Below are 23,510 nucleotides of genomic sequence, written 5' to 3' on the forward strand. Positions count from 1 at the left end.
CGGGGACGATGTGGTCGACGCCCTGGACGATCGCGTAGTTGTTGAACATGCCGCCCGAGGACGCGCACACGCCCATCGAGATCACCCACTTCGGGCTGGGCATCTGGTCGTAGACCTGCCGGAGCACCGGCGCCATCTTCTGGCTCACCCGGCCGGCGACGATCATGAGGTCCGCCTGGCGCGGTGAGCCGCGGAAGACCTCCATGCCGAAGCGCGCCAGGTCGTAGCGGCCCGCACCGGTGGTCATCATCTCGATGGCGCAGCAGGCGAGGCCGAACGTGGCGGGGAAGACGGACGCCTTGCGCACCCAGCCCGCGGCCTGCTCGACGGTGGTCAGCAGGAAACCGCTCGGCAGTTTTTCTTCGAGTCCCATGGCTAAAGGCCCCTCAGTCCCATTCCAGACCGCCGCGCCGCCAGATGTACGCGTAGGCGACGAAGACGGTGAGCACGAAGAGCAGCATCTCCACGAGCCCGAAAACACCCAGGGCGTCGAAGGTGACGGCCCAGGGGTAGAGGAAGACGATCTCGATGTCGAAGACGATGAAGAGCATCGCCGTCAGGTAGTACTTGATGGGGAAGCGCCCGCCGCCGGCCGGCGTGGGGGTCGGCTCGATTCCGCACTCGTAGGCCTCGAGCTTGGCGCGGTTGTACCGCTTCGGCCCGATCAGCGTGGCCATGACCACGGAGAAGATCGCAAAGCCTGCCCCGAGGGCTCCCAGTACGAGGATGGGCGCATACGCGTTCACCGCTCCTCGCTCCTCTCAGTCGGCACTGACTGCTGGCGATGACATCGGGCTCACATCCGCCTCGCGCGGCCCGCAAGTCCCGCCCGTCCCGGCGAAGATCGCGAACATGTGAAGCAGGTCACAAGCCCAACTGCCTCGCATCCTATGCCCGCCGCTCTGTGATCTGCGACACGGGGTATGGGACGAGCTTTGTGATCTCCACCACCTGATGAAGGATCATGAAGTCATATCAGCAGTGATCTTCGCACCCGAAGCGTCAGAGTGATCACAAGAAGTGACATTTCCGCTCGTCACCGCAGGCGAGAGGGGGCGTCTCAATATCAAGAGACTTCCCTTGCATGCAAATTGGCGATGGACCGGGTGTCCTGATAGTGCGCCGCGTTCACACATCAGAGGGAGTTCCGGGGCGGGATGTGGACGTGTGCACCCGTTCACGAGCGGGGCCGGTCTCGGGACATGCGCCGGCCGGGCGCGAGACGCAGCCCGCCGTACGGCCGTTGCGTGACGTCCGTCACATGCATAAGGGCCGGCTCAGAACCGGGCTTGGCCAACGATCCCAACCGATGGTAGGCCCAGGGCAATTCGGGCGTAACGACGAAAGCCCATGATCACAGCCCTGAGAGGGCGAGTCCGCAATGTCCGTTACGACGTCAATAAGGGTCTCCGGGAAAGGTTTTCGGAGGCCCCGTTGAACAATTGTGGCGCAGCACACGTTTCTTGAAGGTATGGAGGAGCCCCTGATACCGGTTGGACTCATGTCCCACACCGCTCACATACGCAGCCACCGGAAACCCCGCCGCAGCGCGTCGACGATCGCGATGCGGGCCGGAGTCGCCAGTGGTGTCCTCGGCACGCTGGCCGTCGCCACGGCGGCCGGTTCGGCCAACGCCGCCGAGCCGGTGACGCAGACGCTCGAACTGCCCGTGTTCACCGGCGACCTGGCGGCCCAGCTCGCCCAGTCCGCCGAGGCCACGCAGCAGGCCGCGGCGAACTACCAGCTCGCCGCCGAGCGGGACGCGGCTGCCGCCGCGGCCGCCGCGGAGGCGAAGAAGGACCTCGCCGCCGCCAAGAAGGCCGAGGCCAAGAAGAAGGCGGAGGAGGCCCGGGTGGCCGCCGCGGAGGCTGCTTCCCGTTCCGCGGGCCGCACCACGCTCTCCACCACCTCGACGACCGCGTCCGCTCCCGCCAGCGGCAGCGTCGCGACCGTCATCTCGTTCCTCAAGGCCCAGGTGGGCGACGCCTACGTCCTGGGTGCCACCGGCCCCAACGCGTGGGACTGCTCGTCGCTCGTCCAGGCGGCGTTCCGCCAGGTCGGCGTCGACCTGCCGCGGGTGTCGCAGGACCAGTCGACCGTCGGCACCGACATCCCGCTGTCGCAGATCCAGGTCGGCGACATCCTGTACTGGGGCGGCAAGGGCTCGGCGTACCACGTGGGCGTCTACATCGGTAACGGCCAGTACCTGGACGCGGCCAACCCCTCCAAGGGTGTCGTCATCCAGGACCTGTCGGGCTACCCGGCGAGCGGTGCGGTCCGGGTGCTCTGACCCGCTTCACCCCATGGGTGCCGGTTCGGCACCCCTCCATACGGAAGGGCCGCGGCCGCTCGGGGGCAGCGGCCCTTCGGGCTGCGCGCGTACGGCCGTTCACGCCACCGGACGGCCGGGCCGGCGCCAAGACCCGCCGCACGGCCCGCCGGTGGCCCCACGACGGCGTACCGGCCGCCGCCCGTACTCCGGATGCCTCCCGCGCCCCGCGGCGCGGGAGACGGCCGTCGGCGGCCGCGCGCCCCGGCGCCGAACGGTTCGTCCCACGAAGGGCGGGTCCCCGGCCGGACGGCTCGCAAACCCCGCCCGGCCGAAAGAAATCCCCCTCACCCGCACATCTCAGGCGCGCGGCGCCACCTTGCTGAGGCCGTTGATGATGCGGTCCATCGCGTCGCCGCCCGTCGGGTCCGTGAGGTTGGCGAGCATCTTCAGCGTGAACTTCATCAGCAGCGGATGGGTCAGACCCCGCTGCGTCGCGATCTTCATGACCTTCGGGTTGCCGATGAGCTTCACGAAGGCGCGGCCGAGCGTGTAGTAGCCGCCGTAGGTGTCGGCGAGGATCTGCGGGTAGCGGCGCAGGGCCAGTTCGCGCTGGGCGGGGGTGGCGCGGGCGTGGGCCTGGACGATCACCTCGGCGGCGAGCTGCCCGGACTCCATGGCGTAGGCGATGCCCTCGCCGTTGAAGGGGTTCACCAGACCGCCGGCGTCGCCGACCAGCAGCAGGCCCTTGGTGTAGTGGGGCTTGCGGTTGAAGGCCATGGGGAGGGCGGCGCCGCGGATCGGGCCGGTCATGTTTTCGGGGGTGTATCCCCAGTCCTCGGGCATGGACGCGCACCACGCCTTGAGGACCTCGCGCCAGTCCAGCTCCTTGAAGGAGTCGGAGGTGTTGAGCACGCCCAGGCCGACGTTGGACGTGCCGTCGCCCATGCCGAAGATCCAGCCGTAGCCGGGCAGCAGCCGGTCCTCGCCGGGGCCGCGCCGGTCCCACAGCTCCAGCCAGGACTCCAGGTAGTCGTCGTCGTGGCGCGGGGACGTGAAGTAGGTGCGGACGGCGACGCCCATCGGGCGGTCCTCGCGGCGGTGCAGGCCCATCGCCAGCGAGAGCCGGGTGGAGTTGCCGTCGGCGGCGACCACCAGCGGGGCGTGGAAGGTGACTTCGCGTTTGTCGTCGCCGAGCTTGGCGTGGACGCCGGTGATCCGCCCGGTGCGGTCGTCGACGATCGGGGCGCCGACGTTGCAGCGCTCGAAGAGACGGGCGCCGGCCTTCTGCGCCTGGCGGGCGAGCTGCTCGTCGAAGTCGTCGCGCTTGCGGACGAGTCCGTAGTCCGGGAAGGAGGCGAGATCCGGCCAGTCGAGCTGGAGCCGGACGCCGCCGCCGATGATGCGCAGCCCCTTGTTGCGCAGCCAGCCGGCCTCCTCGGAGATGTCGATGCCCATGGCCACGAGCTGTTTCGTGGCGCGCGGGGTGAGGCCGTCGCCGCAGACCTTCTCGCGGGGGAACTCGGTCTTCTCCAGCAGGAGCACGTCGAGTCCGGCCTTGGCGAGGTAGTAGGCGGTCGTGGAGCCGGCCGGCCCCGCGCCGACGACGATCACATCGGCGGTGTTTTCGGAGAGGGGCTCGTTCACGACGGTCACGGCGGGATCTCCCCAAGTTAGGAATCTGCGTGCCGACCGGCACTGGACACGGGCAGTCTATTCAGCAGAATTGATCACCCGGCTGAAGGGCTGCCCCGTGAACCGTGCTCTCCCCGTCGTACGGCTGCGTGTCCCCACGGACGAGGACGCGGTCGCCTGGCACCGGGTCTTCGGCCACCCGGACGTCATGGAGTTCCACGGCGGCCGGCCCGCGGAGCTGTCCGTCTACGAGGAGCTGACCGCGCGGCAGCGCCGGCACGACGCCGAGCGCGGCTTCTGCCTGTGGACCCTGCTCGACGAGGACGGCCGGGTCATGGGGTTCACCGGGGCGCAGCCGTGGCCGGCGGAGTGGGGGCCGCGGGGCGAGATAGAGATCGGGTGGCGGCTCGGCCGGGAGTTCTGGGGCAAGGGCTATGTCACGGCGGCCGCGCGGACGACCCTGGAGCGGGTGCGGGCGGCCGGGGTGCCGTCGGTGGTGGCGATGGTCGACGCCCGCAACGCACGGTCGATCGCGGTGACCCAGCGGCTGGGCATGCGGCTCGCCGACACGTTCACGGGCCCCGAGTCCGGCCGCGAGGGGCACTGCTACCGGTTGGATCTCGGCACCACCGACTGAGCCGCGACAGGGCCCCGGCAGAGCCCCGACAACGCCCCGACAGCGCCCGACGTCACGCTGAGTGAGAAAATGCTACGGATCGATACTCAGCGCTTCCGGACGGCACCCCGGGCCGGTTACCCTTCCAGTACCGCTGGGGGTGACATCTGTGCTCATACCGCCCAATACACCCGAAGTGCGCGTACCGCGGTTCGTCGGCCTGATGGCCGTGGACGCGCGCGAGGCGGCCGCGGCGCGAGGCGTGCTGCTGGCCGCTCCCGACCGGCCCGAATTCCACCGCGCCGTCGTCGACTACGTCGTACGGCAGTATCCGCCGCCCGGAGTGGAGGTGCCGCGCGGGGCCGTCGTCACCGTGTGGTTCGACTTCGCCGAGGGTGAGGGCGGCGGCGGGGCGGGAGTCCGGGAGCCGCGCGTCCCGAAACCGGGCGGCGGCGGAATCCGACGCGAACTGGACCGGCCCGGGGACGCCCTCCGTCCCGGACATCCGGGCGCCTCGGGGCACCCCGAGAGCCCCTTCGAGCCGATCGCCCTGTAGCCGCGGGCCCGCCCGTGCGGCTCAGGACTCCTTGAAGCCCCGGTGCAGCGTGACCACACCGCCCGTGAGGTTGCGCCACGCCACCTTCGACCAGCCCGCCTTGCGCAGCCGTTCGGCCAGCGCGGGCTGGTCGGGCCAGGCGCGGATGGACTCGGCGAGATAGACGTAGGCGTCCGGGTTGGAGGAGACCGCGCGGGCGACCGGCGGCAGGGCGCGCATCAGGTACTCGGTGTAGACGGTCCGGAAGGGCGCCCAGGTCGGGTGGGAGAACTCGCAGATCACCACGCGTCCGCCGGGCCGGGTCACCCGGTGCATCTCGCGCAGCGCCGCGTCGAAGTCCTGGACGTTGCGCAGGCCGAAGGAGATGGTGACGGCGTCGAAGGTGTCGTCCTTGAACGGCAGCCGGGTGGCGTCCCCGGCGGTGAACGGCAGCCAGCCGTGCTTCCGCTTGCCGACCTGGAGCATGCCGAGCGAGAAGTCGCAGGGGACGACGTAGGCGCCGGTCCGCGCGAACGGCAGGGACGAGGTGGCCGTGCCCGCGGCGAGGTCGAGGATCTTCTGCGCCGGACGGGCGTCGACCGCCGTCGCCACCTCCTTGCGCCACCTGCGGTCCTGGCCGAGCGACAGCACGTCGTTCGTCAGGTCGTACCGTTCCGCCACGCGGTCGAACATCGAGGCGACTTCGTGGGGCTGCTTGTTCAGGGAAGCACGGGTCACCTCGCCATTCTTACAGCACGCCTCCCCGGCGCTCACGGCACGCCCTCAGGGCAGCAGCCTCGGCCGCTTCCTCGCCGCGACGTCCTCCACCCAGCCGCACAGCAGCACGAACACCCCGATCAGCAGCCAGCCGACGCCGAACAGGAACCACTGGCTCTCCAGCGGCAGATACGCCTCGAACGCCGGGACGTCCCAGAACCGGTCGATCAGCGGGACCGCGAGAAGCAGCGCGATCTCGTGCCAGAGGTAGATCGTGACCGCGCGCGCGTTGAAGACGGTGACGATCCGGTTCGTCCGGCGGAACCGGGTCAGCCGGGCGAAGTCGATGCCGAAGCGCGCCTTCGCCCACAGCAGCGGCAGCACGAACCCGGCCGACCAGAACGCCTGGGCGAGCGGGTTCTCGTCCAGGTCGTAGGTGCCGAACTCGGCCCGGTGGGCGAGGGCGTACCAGCCGCCGAAGCCGAGCGCCGCGAGGGAGAGGACGGCGACCGCGGCCGGTCTCATCCGCCGGAGCACGCCGTCGCGGTGCGCGAAGCCGAGCAGCCAGCAGCACAGATACGTCGACAGGTCCCACAGGGCGGTGCCGATCCGGCCGTCCGGGCCCGCCCAGACGAAGTTCAGCACCAGCACCGGTACGAGGGAGAGCACGAGCACCGGGAGCGGGGCGAGCCGGAACACCCGCAGCAGCAGCGGGGAGAGCAGTACGAACCAGAGGTAGGTGCGCAGGTACCAGAGGATCTCCCACGCCTGCTCGCCCCAGGCGTTGCCGGGCGGATCGCCCAGCGGGACGATCCAGTACACGATCCGCCAGTCCGGCATCCAGCCGTGCAGCAGCATCGCGAGGACGACGAAGACGCCCCAGAACCAGAACGGCGGCAGCAGCCGTCGCAGCCGGCTTCGGACGACCTTGAGCGCGGGCCGTTCCAGGGACTTGGCCATCAGCGTGCCGGCCAGGGCGAACATGATCCCCATGGACGGGAAGACCAGCCCCGCCCAGGCCCAGCCGAAGGTGTGATACCCGACGACCCTGATCAGGGCGAGGGCCCGGAGGGTGTCGAAGTAGCGGTCCCGCTGGGCAGGCGCGGGCACGGACACGGGCCCGGACGCCGGCTCCGGGACCCGTACCTCCGTCGTACTCCGGGCCTTCCGGTGCGCCCCCATCAGCTCACCCCGGCCGGGGTCCCGACCTCGCCCGTGCGCTTCAGCTTCTGCCAGCGCAGCCGGCCGCCGGTGAGCGCCGTGACACAGGAGTGGATGAGGACGAGGTACATCATCTGGCGGTAGGCCAACTGCTGGAGCGGCATCATCAGCAGATACCGGTACTTCTCGCGGTCCAGCCGGAACGCGTAGGCCGCGCAGACCAGTTGGACGCACAGGACCGCCAGCCAGGCCAGCAGGGCCGCCCGGAAGTCGATGAAGATCATCGAGTAGAGGGTGAACACGTCGATGAGCGGGGCGAACACCGGCGTGACGATCTGGAAGAGCACCACCAGCGGCATCCCGACCCGGCCGAAGCGTCCCGAAGGCCCCTTGTCCGTCAGGGACTTGCGGTGCTTCCACAGCGCCTGCATGGTGCCGTAGGACCAGCGGTAGCGCTGGGACCACAACTGCTTCAGCGAACCCGGCGCCTCTGTCCACGCCTTGGCGTGCTCCTGGTACACGACCTGCCAGCCCGCGCGGTGCATGGCGATGGTGATGTCGGTGTCCTCGGCGAGGGTGTCCTCGCTCATGCCGCCGACCTCCAGCACCGCGTCCCGGCGGAACGCGCCGATCGCGCCCGGGATGGTGGGCATGCAGCGCAGCAGGTCGTACATGCGGCGGTCGAGGTTGAAGCCCATCACGTACTCGATGTGCTGCCAGGCGCCGATGACCGTGTCGCGGTTGCCGACCTTGGCGTTGCCGGCGACGGCTCCGACCTTCGGGTCGGCGAAGGGCTGCACCAACTGGTGCACGGCGTCCGGCTCGAAGACGGTGTCGCCGTCCATCATCACGACGATGTCGTGACGGGCGCTGCGGACACCGTGGTTGAGGGCGGCGGGCTTGCCGGCGTTCTCCTGCCGCAGGACCCGGACGTTCGTCATGCCGAGCCGTTCGGCCGCCTCGCGCGCGATCTGCGAAGTACCGTCCGTGGAACCGTCGTCGACGACGAGGATCTCGATGGGATGGGTGCTCTTCGCCAGGGACGCGAGGGTGTTGGCGATGCACTCCTTCTCGTTGTACGCCGGGACGATCACGCTCACCGGGCGGGTGACCGTCGGTCCCCAACTGAACCGGCGTCGGTTGCGTTTGCGGTGGTGGCGGCGGGCGAGGACGAGCATCATCCCGAACCGGCCCATGACCGCGACGCCGACGACCATCAGTCCGACCGAGAGCGCCGGGACGGTCCACTCGGCGAGGGTGACCGCCGCGATGAGCGCCTTGCCCTCGTAGAGGGTGACGCCGGTGGCCTCGCGGTGGGCGGCCTGGAGGGGGGAGGCAGCCGCACCGCCGACGCCCGCGCCTGCGCCTGCGCCTGGGACGCCGTTGCCCCCCGTGTTCCCGGCAGCGGTCTGCTCGGCCATCGCGCCGCTGATCGTGGTGAAGGTGTACCCCGCCGCCTTCATCTTCTCGATGTACTTCGGCAGCGCCGCGATCGTCTGCGAGCGCTCCCCGCCCGCGTCGTGGAAGAGCACCGACGCGCCCTCGCCGTCCTCCGGCGTGGCCCACTTGATGATCTTCGAGACGCCGGGGCGCTTCCAGTCGTCGCTGTCGGTGTCGACGAAGACGCTGGTGTAGCCGTCCTCGCCCAGCTCCTGGTAGACGGGCCAACTGTAGTTGTCGATGGCGTCCGTCTCGGAGGAGTACGGGGCGCGGAACAGCGTGGTCGTGATGCCGGCCGCACCGGCGAGGGCGAGCTGGGTCTGCGTCATCTCCCGCGTGACGCGGGCCTCGCTCTGGTAGGAGAGGTCGACGTGGGTGAAGGTGTGGATGCCCACCTCGTTGCCCTGCTCGACCATGTCCTTCACGATCCCCGGGTAGCGCGACACCATCGAGCCGACGACGAAGAACGTGCCCGGGACGTCGTACTCCTCAAGGATCTTGAGGACTTGGGGTGTCCAGGTGGGGTTCGGGCCGTCGTCGAAGGTGAGGGCGATCGTCTTGTCCGGGACGGAGACGGTCGTGGCCTGGCCGCCCCGGAAGGTGAGGATCGGGCCGCCGTCGAGGATGTCGTCGGGTACGTCGCTGGAGCTGGCGCCGGTGCGGACGCGCTGGTCGCCGCCGACCTCGGCGCGCAGATAGCCGTCGAGGAGCATCACGCTGGTCAGGGCCAGCAGAAGCAGCAGGGCGAGGATGACCCGTGGCTTCTGGAGCGCGGCGGCCTTGCCCGCGGCGCGGCCGATGCGGGAGGGGGCGCGGCGGCGGCCACGGGAGGAAGTCGTCGTCATGGGTGTGGGGCTGCGTTCCGTCGAAGGGCCGGTGAGGGAGAGGTCGGGGGTCAGCCGGTGGACGGGGAGGCCGTCACGGTCGGGCTCGTGCTCGGGGGCGCCGCCCCGGTCGGCGCGGCCCCGGTCGGCGCGGCCCCGGTGGGCGGCGCTCCCACCTCCGCCCCGGCACCGCCCGCGGGACCGAAGCCACCGGGCAGCCCGCCGCCGCCCTGTCCGCCACCGCCCTGTCCGCCGCCGAACGGCAGCAGCGAGGACGGCGTGAGGGAGGTCCCCCAGCCCATGAAGGCGGCGCCGAGGATCGCGGCGTAGGCGAGACAGCCGACGCCGAGGAGGACGCCCACCCGGCGCAGCAGCTTGGACCTGCGGCCGGAGGTGTCCACGAACACGGGTCCGTCGGCGGGGCCGCTCACGCCGCCGGGTTTGCGACGGCGACCGCGAACGCGAACGGCCTCACGACTGTCGAAAGCAGGCTCGGATTGCATTCCCCGGATGTTAAGGAGCCTTATGTGGCAGAAACTCTGACCCGTATATGAGGCACCCATGAGAAAGGGGTGAACCTGTCTCCTTCCTGAGAGATTCGCACTGTGCCCGTGCGATCGGTCCGCATGTGAGAGATTTCGAGCCCGGGGGTCGATTCACGAAAGCGGGTGCTTGTACATGCGGAGTTTCCTGGTGCCGACGGCCGGGCTGACCTGCCTGCTCGTCCTGGCCACGGCGGGATGCTCCACGGGATCCGGGGGATCCGCCGGGGAGCAGCAGGCGAAGGGGGTCACGCCGTCGCCGTCCGTCTCCGCGTCCGCGTCCGGGGCCGGCACGGCGTACGCCCCGTACGTCAGCGCCGTCGAGCCCTCCGACAACGACACGGCCGGCTCGCCGTCGACGTACAACCTGGCCTTCGTCATCTCCGACGGCAGCGGCTGTACGCCCGAGTGGAACGGCACGCACGCCGTCGACGACTCGGCGGTGACCTCCCGGATCTCCGCGCTGAAGGAGTCGGGCGCCACGGTCCGGGTCTCCTTCGGCGGGGCGTCCGGCGAGGAGCTGGGCGCCACGTGCTCCGACGCGGCCGCGCTGGCGGAGGCGTACGGCGCGGCGCTCGACGCGGCCGGTTCCACGCAGGCCGACTTCGACATCGAGGGCGACGAGCTGACCGACGCCGACTCGGTCGCCCTGCGCTCCCGGGCGATCGCGCTGCTCCAGGAGGAACGGCCGGACCTGGAGGTGTCGTTCACCCTGCCGGTGATGCCGTCCGGGCTGGACGCGGACGGGCTCGCGCTGCTGAAGTCCGCGAACAAGTACGACGTGCAGGTCTCCACCGTCAATCTGATGACGATGAACTACGGGGAGTCGTACGACGGGGACATGGGCGCGTACGCGATCACCTCGGCGACGGCGGCGCAGGCGCAGTTGAAGGAGGTCTTCGGCACCTCGGACGCCACGGCGTGGCGGGCGATGGCGCTCACCTCGATGCTCGGCACGAACGACGTCGCCAACGAGACGTTCACGCTGGCCGACGCGGCGGAGGTACGGGAGTTCGCGGAGGAGAAGGGCATCTCCTGGGTGTCGATGTGGTCGACGTTCCGCGACCAGCAGTGCGAGGAGGGCACGGCCACGGACGACGCGCTCACCAATTGCAGTGGGGTGGAGCAGAGTCCGGGCGCGTTCGCGGAGGCGTTCTCGGGATAGCCCCGCGGGCTCACCTGGACCGGTACAGCAGTCGGCCGTCGATCACCGTGGCGATGCAGCAGGACGCGCCCCGGGCGGTCAGCGCGGCCTCGTCGGGGGCGTCGAAAACGGCGAAGGTGGCGGCCGCGCCGGGCACTTGGGCGAGCGGCGCCACGATCGCCTCGCGCAGGCCCCGGCCACCGTCACGGGCCAGCGGGTCGAGTGTCGGGGCGCCCGCCGGATCCGTGAAGCGCTCCTCCACCGTGAGTCCGGCCCGGCGCACGGCGTCCAGTACGGCCGGCCGCCACAGGTCGCCCGCCACGGCCACGGTGCCGTGCGCCAGCATCCGCTGTACGCCGCGCCGGGCGCTCGCGCCCCGGCGCGCGTCGGTCGGGGCGAGCGCCGCGAGGGCCTCGCCGGTGAGCGGCTCGGTGCCCAGCTCGTCGGCCTCGCGCGGGTCGGGATGGTAGGCGTGTTCGAGGAGTTCGGGGCCGTACGGGTTGAGCAGCCCCGGGGTGAGCAGGCCCGGCCAGCGGCGCACGCGAGCCGTGGGAGACGCCTCGGCGAGTTCCTCGTACGAGCCGAAGGCCGCGACGGTCCGCCCGTCCACGAGCACCGCGCCGCCGGGCACGGGAGGGTTGTGCGGATCCCCGGTCACGAGCAGATCCGCCGTATGAATCGTCAGCACGGAACGGCTAGTTGGAGGTGAGGAGCTTCAGTTCCGGGTGGGCCGTGCCGCCCTCGATGGCGGTCGAGGAGATGTGGGACATCACGCGCTCGTCGAGCGGGTCGTTGGCCGGGTCGTCGTGGACGACGAGGTGCTCGTAGGTCGTCGCGCGCTGGGCCGGGACACGGCCCGCCTTGCGGATCAGGTCGATGATCTCGAGGCGGTTGGAGCGGTGCTTGGCGCCGGCCGAGGAGACGACGTTCTCCTCCAGCATGATCGAGCCGAGGTCGTCCGCGCCGTAGTGCAGGGAGAGCTGGCCGACCTCCTTGCCGGTGGTGAGCCAGGAGCCCTGGATGTGCTGGATGTTGTCCATGAACAGCCGGGCGATGGCGATCATCCGCAGGTACTCGAAGAGCGTGGCCTGCGTACGGCCCTTCAGGTGGTTGTTCTCGGGCTGGTAGGTGTACGGGATGAACGCCCGGAAGCCGCCGGTGCGGTCCTGCACGTCACGGATCATCCGCAGGTGCTCGATGCGCTCGGCGTTGGTCTCGCCGGTGCCCATCAGCATGGTGGAGGTGGACTCGACGCCCAGCCCGTGGGCCGTCTCCATGATCTCCAGCCAGCGTTCGCCGGACTCCTTGAGCGGGGCGATCGCCTTGCGGGGGCGGGCCGGGAGCAGCTCGGCGCCGGCGCCGGCGAACGAGTCGAGACCGGCCGCGTGGATCCGCTGGATGGCCTCCTCCACGCTCACCTTGGAGATCCGGGCCATGTGCTCGACCTCGGACGCGCCCAGCGAGTGGATCACGAGCTGCGGGAACGCCGCCTTGATCGCGGAGAAGTGCTTCTCGTAGTACTCGACGCCGTAGTCCGGGTGGTGGCCGCCCTGGAACATGACCTGGGTGCCGCCGAGTTCGACGGTCTCCGCGCAGCGGCGCAGAATGTCGTCGAGGTCGCGGGTCCAGCCCTTGTCCTTGTCCTTCGGGGCCGCGTAGAAGGCGCAGAAACGGCACGCCGTGACGCACACGTTCGTGTAGTTGATGTTCCGCTCGATGATGTACGTCGCGATGTGCTCGGTCCCGGCGTACTTACGGCGGCGCACGGCGTCGGCGGCGGAGCCGAGCGCGTGGAGGGGCGCGTCGCGGTAGAGGACCAGCGCCTCTTCCGGGGTGATCCGACCACCGTCGGCTGCGCGGTCGAGCACGGACTGGAGGTCGGCCTTCTCGGTCACCGGGCGCGTCCCTTTCGTCAAGGGTTGTGGACGGACCCGGCCAGCCTACGCCAGCCCTTTCACCGGGATCACTTCAGGCCGCCGGGCTCGACATGGCCCGGGTCCTCGTGCCCCGGCGACCGCCGTCAGCCGTCGAACGTCCGCCAGGGGATGTCCAGCCGGCGCAGGGGGTCCAGTGCGCTGCGGTGCGTGGCACCGATCCAGACCTGGAGCCTGGTCTCGTCCCAGTCCGGTGTGATGTCGGCGACCAGGCCGGGGGCGACCAGGAAATCGGTGGGCGCGAGGGGCGACAGGAACGGCCGCAGGGGCACCCGCCGAAGACAGTCCTCAAAGGCTGGCAGGGAGTCCCTGGGAACGTCCTGGGACGTGGCCAGATAGGGGGCGGTCAGGGCGGCTTCGTGCAGCAGGAACTGTAGGAGGAACCCGCTGAGCGGTTCCTGTTCGGGCATGGGGCGATCGTCCTCGAACCAGACGGTCGGATCGGCGTCCGTGGCACCGGGCTGCCAGGGGTACGACCAGGTCCAGCAGCCCTGGTTCTCGACGCCGAAGACGAGACGCTCCGCGCTCTCGTCCGGACGCAGTCCGCCGGCCGGCAGGATCGTGTTCTGCCGGCCGAGGAGAGCCGGGCGCCTTGCGGCCAGGCGGTAGAAGTCGGCCAGCGCCCAGGGGACGGAACCCGGCACGTCGGCGACCGGCCCTTCTCCCCCTTCCGCCCCTTCTGTCTCTTCTGTTCCGGTCACCGGGAACCAGCCCTTGGCGAAGAGCTCCAGGGCCCTGCCGCGGTCGGTGTGCACGTGGTCAAGCCATTCCAGGCCGGGCAGGGCGGGCGGCGGGGCCGGTGGCCGGACTCTGTCGAGCACCTCTTGGTCCAGTGGGGAGTCGAGGCTCAGCACGCAGAACATGAATGCGTCGTCGCTGTGCTCACCTCTCACCGGCCGTGCCGTGCCGAGGTAGACGCAGGTCCCTGCGAGCCGGATGAACACGTGCGGGGAAGGTCGGCGGTCCGCCCCCCAGATCCGTGAGGCGAGTCCGGCCGGGCCCGGACCGTGCAGCCGGAATTCCCTGCTGTTCCAGACACCGCTCGCGGTCACGCTGTCCCCGGCGTCCGCGACGACCACGGACTCGGCCGCGCCGAACGCGACGACAGCGCCGCCGACCGTGAACACCTCGGCACCGGGCCCGGCGAGAGCCAGCGCCTCGGCTTCGTCGACCAGGTCCAGGCAGGTCAGGTACATGGCGGGAGTGTAGTCAGGCCGGGCGCCGCAGGGGACGGACGGCGATCTTCGCTAGGCGGTGTACGCGCCGATCAGCAGACCGGTGAGGGTTCCGGTGAGCATGAACGGGCCGAAGGGGATCGTCGTGCGGCGGTCCGCGCGGCCTGTGACGACGAGGGTGCCGCCGTAGAGGGCGCCGTAGGTGAAGCCGGCGAGGGTGCCGAGCATGACGGTGGGCCAGCCGTACCAGCCGAGGACGGCGCCGGTGCCGAGGGCGAGTTTCACGTCGCCGAAGGCCATGCCGTCGGGGTTGATGAGGTGCAGCACGTAGTAGGCGGCGCCGAGGGCGAGGGTGGCGAGGAGGGCGGTCGTCCAGCTTCCGGCGTGCTCGGGCAGCAGGGCGGCCGGGGCGAGGAGAGCGAGGGCGGCGGTGGGGAGGGCCAGGGTCAGCGGGTCGGGCAGTCGGCGTACGCGCAGGTCGACGACGGCGAGCAGGACGCCGACCGGTGCGAGCGCCAGCCAGACCCCCAGTTCGGGCCGGGTTCCGGTGGCCGCGGCGAGCAGGGCGCAGACGGCGGCGGTGACGAGGGGGTGGAGGTATGTGCCGGGGGCGTAGGGGGCGGTGGGCGCCGCGCAGGCCGGGCAGTGGGCGCGGCCGAGCCAGCCCCGTAGGGGGTGGCCCGCCGGGCAGGCCGTGCGCCAGCCGGTGTCGGCCTCCTCGGACGGTACGGCGAAGCGGTACGCGGCGCGGGGCAGGAGCGTGCCCGCCAGCGCGCCCCACACGGCGGCGAGGGTGATCAGCGCCGCGTCGGTCAGGTCCGCGGTCACCCGTCGACCTTCGCCATCCGGGCCGTGGGGTTGCCCTCGGCCGCGCTGTCCGAGCGGTAGGTGAGGTCGTCGCCGGTCGGGGTGAAGCGGATGGTGTGGGGCTCGGGGTTGCAGCCGGCGTGGTTGGACGGGGCGCCGACCGAGGTGGCGACGACCTCCGTCTTCGTCACCTCCTTCAGCGTCAGGACGTCGACGCAGACACCGCCGAGCGGGTCGGTCTGGCGCAACTGGCCCAGCTTTCCGCCGACGTCCGTCTGTTTCAGGGTGACCCGGAAGGTGCCCATGGGGAGACTGCCGCCGAGGCCGCGGCCCTGGCCCTCCCAGGTGCCGACGTACCGGGCGGGCAGCGCGGTCAGCCGGTCGCCTCCGCCGGTCGCGCTCGCGCTCGGCGCCGCGCTGGACGCGGTGTCGGAACCGGCTCCCGTTCCGGCGTCGGAGTCGTCGCGCTGGCCGGGCAGGAGCTGGAAGACGAACGCCGACCCCAGGGTGACCGCGGCGAGCGCACCGGCGACCGCGAGCACCACACTGCAACTCAGCCGCCGCCCACGGCCGCCCTCACCGGGGGTGGCCCCGGCCGCCACGGTCACGGACAGCTTCCCGGGCCGCCCTCCGCCGCCCTCCCCGGGCACGGCGTCCCGCGGCGCGGGCACGGAGCCAGGGGCCGGAGGCCCGCCCACCGGGGCACCTGCGCCTACCGGCCCGGCAGCGGCGATTCCCGGCCCGGCGGGCGTGGCACCGTGCCCCGCACCCGACCCGGGCGTCGTGTCTCCGCCCGTCCCAGGCCCGCCAGGCGCCGCACCCCCACCCGCCCCGAAACCGGCGGCCCCGAACACCCCGCCCCCGCCGGGCCCGACGGGCGTGGCCTCGCTTCCCGCGACCGACCCGGACCCCGGCCCCGTGGGCGTGGAGGCACCCGGGCCCGGCCCCCACCCGGCGGCACCCGCACCGTCCACCGGCGTATCGGTGCCGCCCCCCGCCGCCCCCATCACCGGTGGCGGCCCGAAGACTCCGTGGGCCTCGCCCACCGAGGGGGTGGTGAAGCCGACCGGGCCCGAGGGGATCGGTTCCGCGGACGTCGCCTCCAGGTTGAGGAGTTCGACGGCGCTGCGGCCCACCTGGGCGATCAGGGCGCCCGGCAGCCAGCCGCCGGCGACCAGGCGGGCGGCGCCGTCGGGGGCGAGACGGTGGGCGAGGTCGCCGGGGGCGGGGCGGGCCGCCGGGTCCTTGGCCAGGCACGCCCGGACGACCTCGCGGAGTTCGCCGGTGACCGACGCGCCGAGCACCGGCTCCTCGTGGACGACCTTGTAGAGCAGCGCGGCCGACGAGTCGCCGGGGAAGGGCGGTTCGCCGGTGGCCGCGTAGGCGAGGACCGCGCCGAGGGAGAAGACGTCCGCCGCGCCGGTCACGCCCCGGCCGAGGATCTGCTCGGGGGCCATGTAGCCGGGCGAGCCGATGGAGACGCCGGTGGAGGTGAGGGACGCGGTGCCGTCGGTGGCGCGGGCGATGCCGAAGTCGATGAGGAGCGGGCCGTCGACGGTGAGCAGGACGTTGGACGGCTTCACGTCCCGGTGCACGAGACCCAGTCCGTGCACCGCGGCGAGCGCCTCGGCGAGCCCGGCGCCGAGCACCCGCACGGTGTGCTCGGGCAGCGGCCCCGCGCCGGAGGCGACGGCCGCGGCGAGCGAGGGCCCGGCCACATAGGCGGTGGCGACCCAGGGCACGGCCGCCTCCGGGTCGGCGTCCAGCACCGACGCCGTCCAGGCGCCGCCGACCCGGCGGGCGGCCTCGACCTCGCGCCGGAACCGGGCCCGGAACTCCTCGTCGAGCGCGAGGTGCGGGTGCACGATCTTCACGGCGACCGTGCGGCCCCCGGCGCTGCGGCCCAGGTAGACCCGGCCCATCCCGCCGGACCCCAGCCGGCCGAGCAGCCGGTAGGGCCCGACGGCCGTCGGTTCGTCGGCTCCGAGCGGCTGCATGGACGTCCACCCCTCCCCCTGGGCCCGAGACCCGGTGCCCCCGTGGCCCGTCGGCCCCTTTGGGCTCTGAAGCAGGTTACGCAGGAAGGGGCCGGAGCAGTTCCACGTTCACGTCGGCGGGGAAGCCGGTCGTCGGTCCGATCCGGCGGGCGAACTCCGCGACCGCCGCCAACTGCGGTGCGCCGAACCGGAAGTCGAGGGTGGTGAAGTACTGCTCCAGGACGTGTTCGTCGAACGCCTCCCAGCGGGCGGCCTGTTCGGCGACCTTGCCGACCTCCTCCAGAGAGAGGTTGCGGGAGGCGAGGAACGCCTGGTGGACCTCGCGGGTGAGGTCGGGCTCGCGCTCCAGGTAGTCACGGCGGGCGGCCCAGACGGCGAAGACGAACGGCAGCCCGGTCCACTCCTTCCAGAGCGCGCCGAGGTCGTGCACCTGGAGGCCGTAGCGCGGCCCGTCGAGGAGGTTGGCCCGCAGCGCCGCGTCCCCGATCAGGACGGCCGCCTCGGCCTCCTGCATCATCAGGCTGAGGTCGGGCGGGCAGGTGTAGTAGTCGGGCCGTACGCCGAAACGATCCGCCAGCAGGAGCTGGGCCAGCCGCACGGAGGTGCGCGAGGTGGAGCCGAGGGCGACGCGGGCGCCGTCCAGCTCCTCCAGCGGGACCTGCGAGACGATCACGCAGGACATGACCGGGCCGTCGCAGCCGACCGCGATGTCGGGGAAGGCGACCAGGTCCTCGGCGTTCCTGAGGAACTCGACCAGGGTGACGGGCCCGATGTCGAGGTCTCCCTGCACCAGCCGCTCGCTGAGCTTCTCCGGGGTGTCCTTCGTCAGCTCGAGATCGAGGAGCGTGCCCGTTCTCGCGAGCCCCCAGTACAGGGGCAGGCAGTTCAGGAACTGGATGTGGCCGACGCGCGGCCGGGTGCGAGAATTGTCCACATCGCGAGGCTAGACCTCGTCGGGTACGCTGCGGACTCCGACCCCCTCAGTCAACCCCTTCGCCGGACGTTCAAACGTCCGGGTGACGTGATCTTGACCTCTGTTGCTTTCGGCTGCCCGCGTGCTAGGCTCGCCCGCAAGTTGCAGTTTGGTTTCCCTTGCAGTACAGAGCCTGCGGAGCATGTGACCGCGGGCTCTTGACGTTTTCAGACGTATGCAGTTGTGCGGCACTCGCTTTTCACACTTGCAGGTTCTGGAGCAGGGCAACCCTTTGGGCCCAAGGAGGGCTTATGGCTACCGGAACCGTGAAGTGGTTCAACGCCGAAAAGGGCTTTGGCTTCATCGCCCAGGAAGGCGGCGGCCCCGACGTCTTCGTCCACTACTCCGCGATCAACGCACAGGGCTTCCGTTCCCTGGAGGAGAACCAGCAGGTCTCCTTCGACGTCACGCAGGGCCCGAAGGGTCCGCAGGCGGAGAACGTCACCCCCGTGTGATCGTCACACCTCGTGTGATCGCAACCTGAGTGCAGTACCCAAGGAGCCCCGCGCCATCGGCGCGGGGCTCCTGCCTCTTCCGGCACCTCTTCCGGTCCCCCTTCCGGGTGAATCACCCGGGTGAATTCCTGGCGTGCGTCTGACGCCTCACGCGCGCCTCACACGTGCTGCATGACAAGGACGAACGTCGTCCCGGGCAGCAGCGCCTCGTACGAATGGGGGACGTCCCCCCGATAGGTCAGGTAGTCCCCGGGATCCAGTTCGACCAGTTCCCCGGCCGGGCCCGCCTTCACCCGCCCCGTGCTCACGATCAGGTGCTCCACCGTGCCCGGGATGTGCGGCTCCGAGGTCCGCGCCGCGCCCGGCTCGGCCCGCAGATGGTAGATGTCCCGGCGGGCGCCCGGCGGACTGGCCGACAGCAGGGTGGCCGCGTACGGCGCCTGCTCCGAGGCCACGGTCGGCCCCTGACCGGCCCGGATCACCCGGACGGCGGCGGCCGGCGGCTCGACCAGCGCGCTGAACGGCACCCCGAGCGCCACGCCCAGCGCCCAGATCGTCTCCATGCTCGGATTACCGCTCGCCGCCTCCAACTGGGAGAGCGTGGACTTGGCGATGCCGGCGCGTTTGGCCAGCTCGGACAGGGAGAGCCCGGCCCGGGCGCGCTCGCGCCGCAGGGAGGCGGCGATCCAGTCCAGCGGGAGCCGGGAGGGGGTTTCGGGCATGCCACGCACTCCATCGTTCGCTCTGTCGGTACGGGCGTTCGCCTTGACGAACGACCGCCGTACTGTTCATTGTAGAAAACATGCGTTCGCCACACCGAACAACACCGGGTTCCGGAACCCCCTCCCTCGGGCCGCTCGTCCGGGACAGTTCACTCGTCTGGGTGGCCAGTGGGGTGGTGGGTCTCTCCTTCGGCGCGATCTCCGTCGCGGGCGGGCTGCCGGTGTGGGTGCCGGTGGTGATGTCCCTGCTGGTGTACGCGGGATCGGCCCAGTTCAGCGCGGTGGGCGTGCTGCTGGCCGGGGGCGGGCCGTTCGCCGCGGCGGCTACCGGGCTGCTGCTCAACACGCGCACGGCCGCCTTCAGCCTCGCCGTCGCCGACCTGCTCGGGCCCGGCCGGGCGGCGAGGTTCCTCGGCGCGCACCTGGTGACCGACGAGACGGTCGCCTTCGCTCTGGCCCAGCCCGACCCGGCGCGCCGCCGGGCCGCCTTCTGGGTCTCGGGGCTCGGTCTGTTCGCCGTGTGGAACGCGGGGGTCGCGGCCGGTGCGCTGGCCGGCACCGCGCTCGGCGACACCGCCGCGTACGGACTCGACGCCGCCTTCCCCGCCGTACTCGTCGCCCTGGTCCTGCCCGCCCTCCGCGAGGACACCCGGCTGCGCCGCCCGGCGGCCCTCGGCGCGCTCCTCGCACTGGCGGCCACGCCGTTCGTCCCGGCGGGCCTGCCGGTCCTGCTCGCGCTGGCGGCGCTGCCGCTGTACGGCGTGCACGGCCTGAACGGCAAGGTCGGGGCCGTCCGATGAGCGCGACGGTCGCGGCGATCCTGGTGCTGGCGGTGGGCACGTACGCCTTCCGGCTGGTCGGCCCCGCCCTGCACGGCCGGGTGACCCTCCCGGACCGGGTGCGGGAGCTGCTGACGGCCGGGGCGGTGGTCCTCCTGGTCGCCCTGCTCGCCACCGGCGCGCTGACCGAGGGCGGCGGTTTCGCAGGCTGGGCGCGCCCGGCCGGGGTCCTCGCGGGCGCGGCCCTGGCCTGGCGCCGGGCGCCGTTCGCGGTGGTGGTCCTGGGCGCGGCGGGGGTGACGGGGGTGCTGCGGGCGGTGGGGGTGGGGTAGCGAGGACGGGTTCGCGGGGGCGGGTTCGCGGGGGCGGGCGTGTTCCGGGTGGTGGCGGAGGTGCCGTTGGACGCGGCGCGGTTGTCAGTGGGGCGATCTAGGCTCCGGGGGCATGAGCGCCTCCTCCTCCGATTTCCTCACGGCCACCCGCGTCTTCTACGACACCGTCGCCGAGGACTACGCCGAGCAGTTCCGGGACGTCTTCGCGGGGGCGCCGCTGGACCGGGCGCTGCTCGTCGCGTACGCCGAACTCGTCGGGAAGGGCGCCCGGGTGGCCGATCTCGGGTGCGGGCCCGGCCGGGTGACGGGGCTGCTGGCCTCGCTGGGTCTGGAGATGTCCGGGCTGGACCTGTCGGAGTCGATGCTCGCCGTCGCGCGGCGGGAGAACCCGGGGATACCGTTCGAGCGGGGCTCGATGCTCGGCATGGCCGGGTACGCGGACGGCTCGCTCGACGGGGCCGTCTCCTGGTACTCGTCCATCCACACCCCGGTGGAGCAACTGCCCGCCCTGTTCGCCGAGTTCCACCGGGTGCTCGCGCCGGGCGGCCCGCTGCTGCTCGCCTTCCAGGTCGGGGACGAGCCGCGCCGTCACGACCGGCCCTGGGGTCACTCCGTCGTCCTCGACTTCCTGCGCCGGCGCCCGGAGCGGATGACCGCGCTGCTCACGGAGGCGGGTTTCGTGCCGCTGTCGTGCACGGTGCGGGAGGCCGACACCGGGCGCGGGGAGACGACCCCTCACGCTTTCCTGATCCTCCGCAAGCCCTGACGTGCCTGACGCGTGACCTGCCCCTCGAAAGGATCCGCCCCCGTGTCCATGTGGCTGAACCTCGCCAAGACCGACCCCGTCCGGCTGCGGGAGGCGCGCGCGAATCCGGAACTGATCGACGCCCTCTTCGACGCCGAGTCGGCGGAGGCGGATCTGCACGAGGAGGACTACCGGCTGCTCGCCGACATCGCCGAGGGCCGCGCCGCCGCGGAGGAGGGCTCGGCGGACTGGAGCAGCGCCTATCCCTGGCTGGCCCGTGCGACCGGGCAGGGCTGCGAGACGGTGGAGGAGTACGACTTCGGGTACGGCCCGGCGTTTCTGCTCACCCCGGACGAGGTGCGCCGGACCGCCGACGGGCTGGAGCGGGAGGGCTGGTCGCGCTTCCTGGAGCTGAGCGCGTACTACGCCAAGGCCGCCGCGGAGGGCAGGGGGATGATCGGCGGCGTGAGCTGAGCCGGGGCCGCGCTGCGGCGGGCGGGGCCGGCTCAGGGCGCGTGCCCGGCCCGCCGCAGCGCGTGGCGGGTGGCTCAGACGGTGCCGGACTCCGCGATGGTGACCTTCGCCTTGGTGCTGCCCGACTGGCTGCCGAGGCTCTCGATCTTCTTGACGAGGTCCATGCCCTCGACGACCTCGCCGAAGACGACGTGCTTGCCGTCCAGCCAGGAGGTCACGATCGTGGTGATGAAGAACTGCGAGCCGTTGGTGTTCCTGCCCGCGTTAGCCATGCTCAGCAGGCCCGGCTTGGTGTGCTTGAGCTGGAAGTTCTCGTCCGCGAACTTCTCGCCGTAGATGCTCTTGCCGCCGGTGCCGTCGCCCCGGGTGAAGTCGCCGCCCTGGAGCATGAAGTCCGGGATGACACGGTGGAAGGACGAACCGGCGTAACCGAAGCCGTGCTCGCCGGTGGCCAGCTCACGGAAGTTGCGGGCGGTCTTGGGCACGACGTCGTCGTACAGCTTGAAGACGATGCGCCCGGCGGGCTCGTCGTTGATGGTGATGTCGAAGTAAACGTTGTCGCTCATGGGTCCATGATTCATCGATTCGGCCCGGTTCCGGTAATCGGCACGGTGGGAGCGGGTGGGAGCGAGCGGGTGGGAGCGGCGTTCACGGCAACTCCAGCTCCGCCCACACCGTCTTGCCGACCTCCCGCCCGGTGACCCCCCAGACACGGGCCAGCACCGTGACGATCACCAGTCCCCGGCCGCCCTCCTCCTCCGGGTCGGTCACGATCCGCAGCCGGCGGTCGCCCCGGGTGTCGCTCACCTCGACACGGAGCGTGTTCCCCGCGAGCAGCAGCCTCAGCTCGAAGTCCCGGCCCGGTACGCGTCCGTGCGTGACCGCGTTCGCGGCGAGTTCCGCGACGACCTGCTGTGCGGCGCGGTTGCCGTCGCCGTCGTGCGGGTGGCCCCACGCGGTGAGCTGCTGTTCGGTCAGCCTCCGGGCGAGGCGTGCGCCGCGGGGCGTGGAGCTGAGGCGCAGGGTCGTCCCACCGAGGGGGGTGGAGATCTGGGTGGAGATTTCGGAGTTCACCTGACTGAGCGTGGCCGGTTGTATCTACGCTGGCCAGGGGCGACTTGGCGACTCTGGGTAGCCGTACGGCTGCGGGGCGGTGTGCGTACGGAGTGTCGTCGTCCAGGACCCACGGAGGCGTACATGACGGATGAACGCAGGCCGGAAACCCCGGCGGAGGCCGACGGCACGACGGGCTTGCTGACGGCCCTGGGCAAGATGATGAAGCTGCTACGGGAACGGAAGGGGCTGACTCAGAAGGACTTCGGCCAGATGGTGGGCTACGGCCCGGACGCCATCTCCGCGATGGAGCGGGGCGTACGGACGATGCGGCCGGAGGTCCTGGAGAAGGCGGACGAGTTGTTGGACGCGGGGGGCTTGTTCCTCCAGGCAATCCCGGAGCTACGGGAGGCGATGTCCCGGGTACGGACACGGCATCCGGAGTGGTACCGGAGCTACGCGGCGTTGGAGGCGGAGGCGGTTGAGCTGCACTTCTATGCCAACCATGCCATTCCTGGGCTTTTGCAGACTAAGGACTACGCGTTCACCGTGTTCCGCCAGAGACGCCCCTTCCTCAGCGAGGACATCATCGAGAAGCGGGTCGCGGACCGGCTCTCCCGGCAGCAGATCTTCGACAGCTGGCCCCCGCCGATCGTGAGCTACGTCCTTGAAGAGGTTGTTCTGGATCGGCCGATCGGCGGACTGGCCATCCTAAAAGGGCAGTTGGAGAATCTACTGCGGGTCGGCAGCCTTCGGAACGTGGAAATCCAGGTGATGCCGACTCGGCGCGAGGAACACCCCAACCTGGACAGCGCGTTCAATCTGCTGACCCCCAAGGCACATGGCCAGGTCGCGTACACGGAGGCACAGAGGTACCCCCGGTTGATCACCGACTCAGAAGAAGTCAGGAAGATCGCAGACCGCTATGGTTTCATGCGCGCGCTGGCACTCAGCCCTGCGGAGTCCCGCACCTTGATCGAAGGGAAGCTGAAGGAACTATGAGCAGCGAGAACCTCACCTGGTTCAAGTCCAGCTACAGCAGCGGCGAAGGCGGCGAGTGCCTGGAGGTCGCCACGTGCACCCACACCATCCACATCCGCGACTCCAAGAACCCCGCCGGCCCTAACCTCACCCTTTCCCCCGCCGCTTGGGCTGACTTCCTCACCCGCGCCACGGAGTGA

General features: G+C 71.2%; 27 protein-coding genes. 11 read left to right on the forward strand and 16 right to left on the reverse strand.

What is annotated here, in order from left to right:
- Together nuoB and G6W55_RS20660 are read right to left on the reverse strand one after the other, a co-directional pair.
- Positions 1-373 (reverse strand): NADH-quinone oxidoreductase subunit NuoB (gene nuoB, locus G6W55_RS20655; protein ID WP_175522320.1); only part of this gene is annotated, 373 nt, incomplete at its 3' end.
- A gap of 13 nt (positions 374-386) precedes the next feature.
- On the reverse strand, positions 387-746 hold the full coding sequence (locus G6W55_RS20660) for an NADH-quinone oxidoreductase subunit A (RefSeq protein ID WP_030790196.1): 360 nt from the start codon (positions 744-746) through the stop codon (positions 387-389).
- Positions 747-1,471: 725 nt separating this feature from the next.
- On the opposite strand from G6W55_RS20660, the gene G6W55_RS20665 reads away from it, so the two are divergent.
- The gene (locus G6W55_RS20665; RefSeq protein WP_175522321.1) at positions 1,472-2,290 is read left to right on the forward strand and encodes a C40 family peptidase; all 819 of its coding nucleotides are present in this window, start codon (positions 1,472-1,474) and stop codon (positions 2,288-2,290) included.
- Positions 2,291-2,629: 339 nt separating this feature from the next.
- Here the strand turns inward: G6W55_RS20665 and G6W55_RS20670 are convergent, their stop codons facing one another.
- On the reverse strand, positions 2,630-3,925 hold the full coding sequence (locus tag G6W55_RS20670) for a geranylgeranyl reductase family protein (RefSeq protein WP_175522322.1): 1,296 nt from the start codon (positions 3,923-3,925) through the stop codon (positions 2,630-2,632).
- Positions 3,926-4,022: 97 nt separating this feature from the next.
- On the opposite strand from G6W55_RS20670, the gene G6W55_RS20675 reads away from it, so the two are divergent.
- Both G6W55_RS20675 and G6W55_RS20680 read left to right on the forward strand, forming a co-directional pair.
- Complete coding sequence (locus G6W55_RS20675; RefSeq protein WP_309243769.1) at positions 4,023-4,541, forward strand: GNAT family N-acetyltransferase; 519 nt, start codon at positions 4,023-4,025, stop codon at positions 4,539-4,541.
- Positions 4,542-4,716: 175 nt separating this feature from the next.
- Complete coding sequence (locus G6W55_RS20680; RefSeq protein WP_309243770.1) at positions 4,717-5,076, forward strand: PASTA domain-containing protein; 360 nt, start codon at positions 4,717-4,719, stop codon at positions 5,074-5,076.
- Positions 5,077-5,097: 21 nt separating this feature from the next.
- On the opposite strand, the gene G6W55_RS20685 is transcribed toward G6W55_RS20680, so the two are convergent.
- The 4 genes from G6W55_RS20685 to G6W55_RS20700 are packed head-to-tail and all read right to left on the reverse strand — an operon-like array spanning position 5,098 to position 9,628.
- A complete protein-coding gene (locus G6W55_RS20685) occupies positions 5,098-5,793 on the reverse strand; it encodes a demethylmenaquinone methyltransferase (protein ID WP_030790210.1) in 696 nt (231 codons plus the stop codon).
- Between the two features lie 45 nt (positions 5,794-5,838).
- Positions 5,839-6,954 carry an acyltransferase gene (locus tag G6W55_RS20690; RefSeq protein ID WP_175522324.1) on the reverse strand — a complete coding sequence of 372 codons (1,116 nt, stop codon included), beginning with the start codon at positions 6,952-6,954 and terminating at the stop codon, positions 5,839-5,841.
- On the reverse strand, positions 6,954-9,218 hold the full coding sequence (locus G6W55_RS20695) for a bifunctional polysaccharide deacetylase/glycosyltransferase family 2 protein (protein ID WP_175522325.1): 2,265 nt from the start codon (positions 9,216-9,218) through the stop codon (positions 6,954-6,956). The genes G6W55_RS20690 and G6W55_RS20695 overlap by 1 nt, the downstream gene beginning before the upstream one ends.
- A 50-nt stretch (positions 9,219-9,268) precedes the next feature.
- Positions 9,269-9,628 (reverse strand): hypothetical protein, encoded by a 360-nt coding sequence (locus G6W55_RS20700; RefSeq protein WP_309243771.1) that lies wholly within the window; start codon positions 9,626-9,628, stop codon positions 9,269-9,271.
- A 247-nt stretch (positions 9,629-9,875) separates the two neighbouring features.
- Between G6W55_RS20700 and G6W55_RS20705 the strand changes: the two genes are divergently transcribed.
- The gene (locus tag G6W55_RS20705; protein WP_175522327.1) at positions 9,876-10,904 is read left to right on the forward strand and encodes a chitinase; all 1,029 of its coding nucleotides are present in this window, start codon (positions 9,876-9,878) and stop codon (positions 10,902-10,904) included.
- A 10-nt stretch (positions 10,905-10,914) separates the two neighbouring features.
- Here G6W55_RS20705 and G6W55_RS20710 read toward each other — a convergent pair whose 3' ends face one another.
- The 6 genes from G6W55_RS20710 to G6W55_RS20735 all read right to left on the reverse strand — a co-directional run bounded on the left by G6W55_RS20710 (position 10,915) and on the right by G6W55_RS20735 (position 17,730).
- Positions 10,915-11,571, reverse strand: coding sequence for a hypothetical protein (locus G6W55_RS20710; RefSeq protein ID WP_175522328.1), 657 nt, complete (start codon positions 11,569-11,571; stop codon positions 10,915-10,917).
- 7 nt (positions 11,572-11,578) lie between these two features.
- Positions 11,579-12,778 carry a cyclic dehypoxanthinyl futalosine synthase gene (gene mqnC, locus G6W55_RS20715; protein WP_175522329.1) on the reverse strand — a complete coding sequence of 400 codons (1,200 nt, stop codon included), beginning with the start codon at positions 12,776-12,778 and terminating at the stop codon, positions 11,579-11,581.
- A gap of 125 nt (positions 12,779-12,903) precedes the next feature.
- Entirely contained in the window at positions 12,904-14,013 is a 1,110-nt protein-coding gene (locus G6W55_RS20720; RefSeq protein WP_175522330.1) for a hypothetical protein, read from the reverse strand.
- A gap of 51 nt (positions 14,014-14,064) precedes the next feature.
- Positions 14,065-14,808, reverse strand: coding sequence for an A24 family peptidase (locus tag G6W55_RS20725; RefSeq protein ID WP_175522415.1), 744 nt, complete (start codon positions 14,806-14,808; stop codon positions 14,065-14,067).
- A gap of 8 nt (positions 14,809-14,816) precedes the next feature.
- Complete coding sequence (locus G6W55_RS20730; protein WP_175522331.1) at positions 14,817-16,796, reverse strand: serine/threonine-protein kinase; 1,980 nt, start codon at positions 16,794-16,796, stop codon at positions 14,817-14,819.
- A gap of 76 nt (positions 16,797-16,872) precedes the next feature.
- Positions 16,873-17,730 carry a menaquinone biosynthetic enzyme MqnA/MqnD family protein gene (locus G6W55_RS20735; protein ID WP_175522332.1) on the reverse strand — a complete coding sequence of 286 codons (858 nt, stop codon included), beginning with the start codon at positions 17,728-17,730 and terminating at the stop codon, positions 16,873-16,875.
- A gap of 290 nt (positions 17,731-18,020) precedes the next feature.
- On the opposite strand from G6W55_RS20735, the gene G6W55_RS20740 reads away from it, so the two are divergent.
- Entirely contained in the window at positions 18,021-18,224 is a 204-nt protein-coding gene (locus tag G6W55_RS20740; protein ID WP_003974443.1) for a cold-shock protein, read from the forward strand.
- Between the two features lie 158 nt (positions 18,225-18,382).
- Here G6W55_RS20740 and G6W55_RS20745 read toward each other — a convergent pair whose 3' ends face one another.
- Positions 18,383-18,946 (reverse strand): helix-turn-helix domain-containing protein, encoded by a 564-nt coding sequence (locus G6W55_RS20745; RefSeq protein ID WP_175522333.1) that lies wholly within the window; start codon positions 18,944-18,946, stop codon positions 18,383-18,385.
- A gap of 80 nt (positions 18,947-19,026) precedes the next feature.
- Here G6W55_RS20745 and G6W55_RS20750 point away from each other — a divergent pair, with 80 nt between their 5' ends.
- The 4 genes from G6W55_RS20750 (at position 19,027) to G6W55_RS20765 (ending at position 21,276) form a co-directional block, all read left to right on the forward strand.
- On the forward strand, positions 19,027-19,746 hold the full coding sequence (locus G6W55_RS20750) for an AzlC family ABC transporter permease (RefSeq protein WP_175522334.1): 720 nt from the start codon (positions 19,027-19,029) through the stop codon (positions 19,744-19,746).
- Positions 19,743-20,057 carry an AzlD domain-containing protein gene (locus tag G6W55_RS20755; RefSeq protein ID WP_175522335.1) on the forward strand — a complete coding sequence of 105 codons (315 nt, stop codon included), beginning with the start codon at positions 19,743-19,745 and terminating at the stop codon, positions 20,055-20,057. The genes G6W55_RS20750 and G6W55_RS20755 overlap by 4 nt, the downstream gene beginning before the upstream one ends.
- A gap of 112 nt (positions 20,058-20,169) precedes the next feature.
- Complete coding sequence (locus tag G6W55_RS20760; RefSeq protein WP_175522336.1) at positions 20,170-20,823, forward strand: class I SAM-dependent methyltransferase; 654 nt, start codon at positions 20,170-20,172, stop codon at positions 20,821-20,823.
- A gap of 42 nt (positions 20,824-20,865) precedes the next feature.
- Positions 20,866-21,276, forward strand: a complete 411-nt coding sequence (locus tag G6W55_RS20765; protein WP_175522337.1) for a hypothetical protein — start codon at positions 20,866-20,868, stop codon at positions 21,274-21,276.
- A 74-nt stretch (positions 21,277-21,350) separates the two neighbouring features.
- Here G6W55_RS20765 and G6W55_RS20770 read toward each other — a convergent pair whose 3' ends face one another.
- Both G6W55_RS20770 and G6W55_RS20775 read right to left on the reverse strand, forming a co-directional pair.
- Positions 21,351-21,842 carry a peptidylprolyl isomerase gene (locus tag G6W55_RS20770; protein ID WP_175522338.1) on the reverse strand — a complete coding sequence of 164 codons (492 nt, stop codon included), beginning with the start codon at positions 21,840-21,842 and terminating at the stop codon, positions 21,351-21,353.
- An 82-nt stretch (positions 21,843-21,924) separates the two neighbouring features.
- Positions 21,925-22,350: an ATP-binding protein gene (locus tag G6W55_RS20775; RefSeq protein ID WP_309243773.1), complete on the reverse strand. Its 426-nt coding sequence runs from the start codon at positions 22,348-22,350 to the stop codon at positions 21,925-21,927.
- A gap of 123 nt (positions 22,351-22,473) precedes the next feature.
- On the opposite strand from G6W55_RS20775, the gene G6W55_RS20780 reads away from it, so the two are divergent.
- Positions 22,474-23,331, forward strand: a complete 858-nt coding sequence (locus tag G6W55_RS20780) for a helix-turn-helix transcriptional regulator (protein WP_175522339.1) — start codon at positions 22,474-22,476, stop codon at positions 23,329-23,331.
- Complete coding sequence (locus G6W55_RS20785) at positions 23,328-23,510, forward strand: DUF397 domain-containing protein (RefSeq protein WP_175522340.1); 183 nt, start codon at positions 23,328-23,330, stop codon at positions 23,508-23,510. Before G6W55_RS20780 ends, G6W55_RS20785 begins: the two co-directional genes overlap by 4 nt.

It is taken from the genome of Streptomyces sp. CAI-85 (assembly GCF_013363615.1).
Classification (GTDB): Bacteria; Actinomycetota; Actinomycetes; order Streptomycetales; family Streptomycetaceae; genus Streptomyces; species Streptomyces antibioticus_B.

Bases quoted from the DNA above. Each gene is read 5' to 3' on its own strand.
- G6W55_RS20665 (WP_175522321.1), top strand. From the start codon at position 1,472: ATGGAGGAGCCCCTGATACCGGTTGGACTCATGTCCCACACCGCTCAC.
- G6W55_RS20690 (WP_175522324.1), bottom strand. From the start codon at position 6,954: ATGGGGGCGCACCGGAAGGCCCGGAGTACGACGGAGGTACGGGTCCCG.
- G6W55_RS20695 (WP_175522325.1), bottom strand. From the start codon at position 9,218: ATGACGACGACTTCCTCCCGTGGCCGCCGCCGCGCCCCCTCCCGCATC.
- G6W55_RS20705 (WP_175522327.1), top strand. From the start codon at position 9,876: ATGCGGAGTTTCCTGGTGCCGACGGCCGGGCTGACCTGCCTGCTCGTC.
- G6W55_RS20720 (WP_175522330.1), bottom strand. From the start codon at position 14,013: ATGTACCTGACCTGCCTGGACCTGGTCGACGAAGCCGAGGCGCTGGCT.
- G6W55_RS20730 (WP_175522331.1), bottom strand. From the start codon at position 16,796: ATGCAGCCGCTCGGAGCCGACGAACCGACGGCCGTCGGGCCCTACCGG.
- G6W55_RS20740 (WP_003974443.1), top strand. From the start codon at position 18,021: ATGGCTACCGGAACCGTGAAGTGGTTCAACGCCGAAAAGGGCTTTGGC.
- G6W55_RS20745 (WP_175522333.1), bottom strand. From the start codon at position 18,946: ATGCCCGAAACCCCCTCCCGGCTCCCGCTGGACTGGATCGCCGCCTCC.
- G6W55_RS20750 (WP_175522334.1), top strand. From the start codon at position 19,027: ATGCGTTCGCCACACCGAACAACACCGGGTTCCGGAACCCCCTCCCTC.
- G6W55_RS20755 (WP_175522335.1), top strand. From the start codon at position 19,743: ATGAGCGCGACGGTCGCGGCGATCCTGGTGCTGGCGGTGGGCACGTAC.
- G6W55_RS20760 (WP_175522336.1), top strand. From the start codon at position 20,170: ATGAGCGCCTCCTCCTCCGATTTCCTCACGGCCACCCGCGTCTTCTAC.
- G6W55_RS20770 (WP_175522338.1), bottom strand. From the start codon at position 21,842: ATGAGCGACAACGTTTACTTCGACATCACCATCAACGACGAGCCCGCC.
- G6W55_RS20780 (WP_175522339.1), top strand. From the start codon at position 22,474: ATGACGGATGAACGCAGGCCGGAAACCCCGGCGGAGGCCGACGGCACG.
- G6W55_RS20785 (WP_175522340.1), top strand. From the start codon at position 23,328: ATGAGCAGCGAGAACCTCACCTGGTTCAAGTCCAGCTACAGCAGCGGC.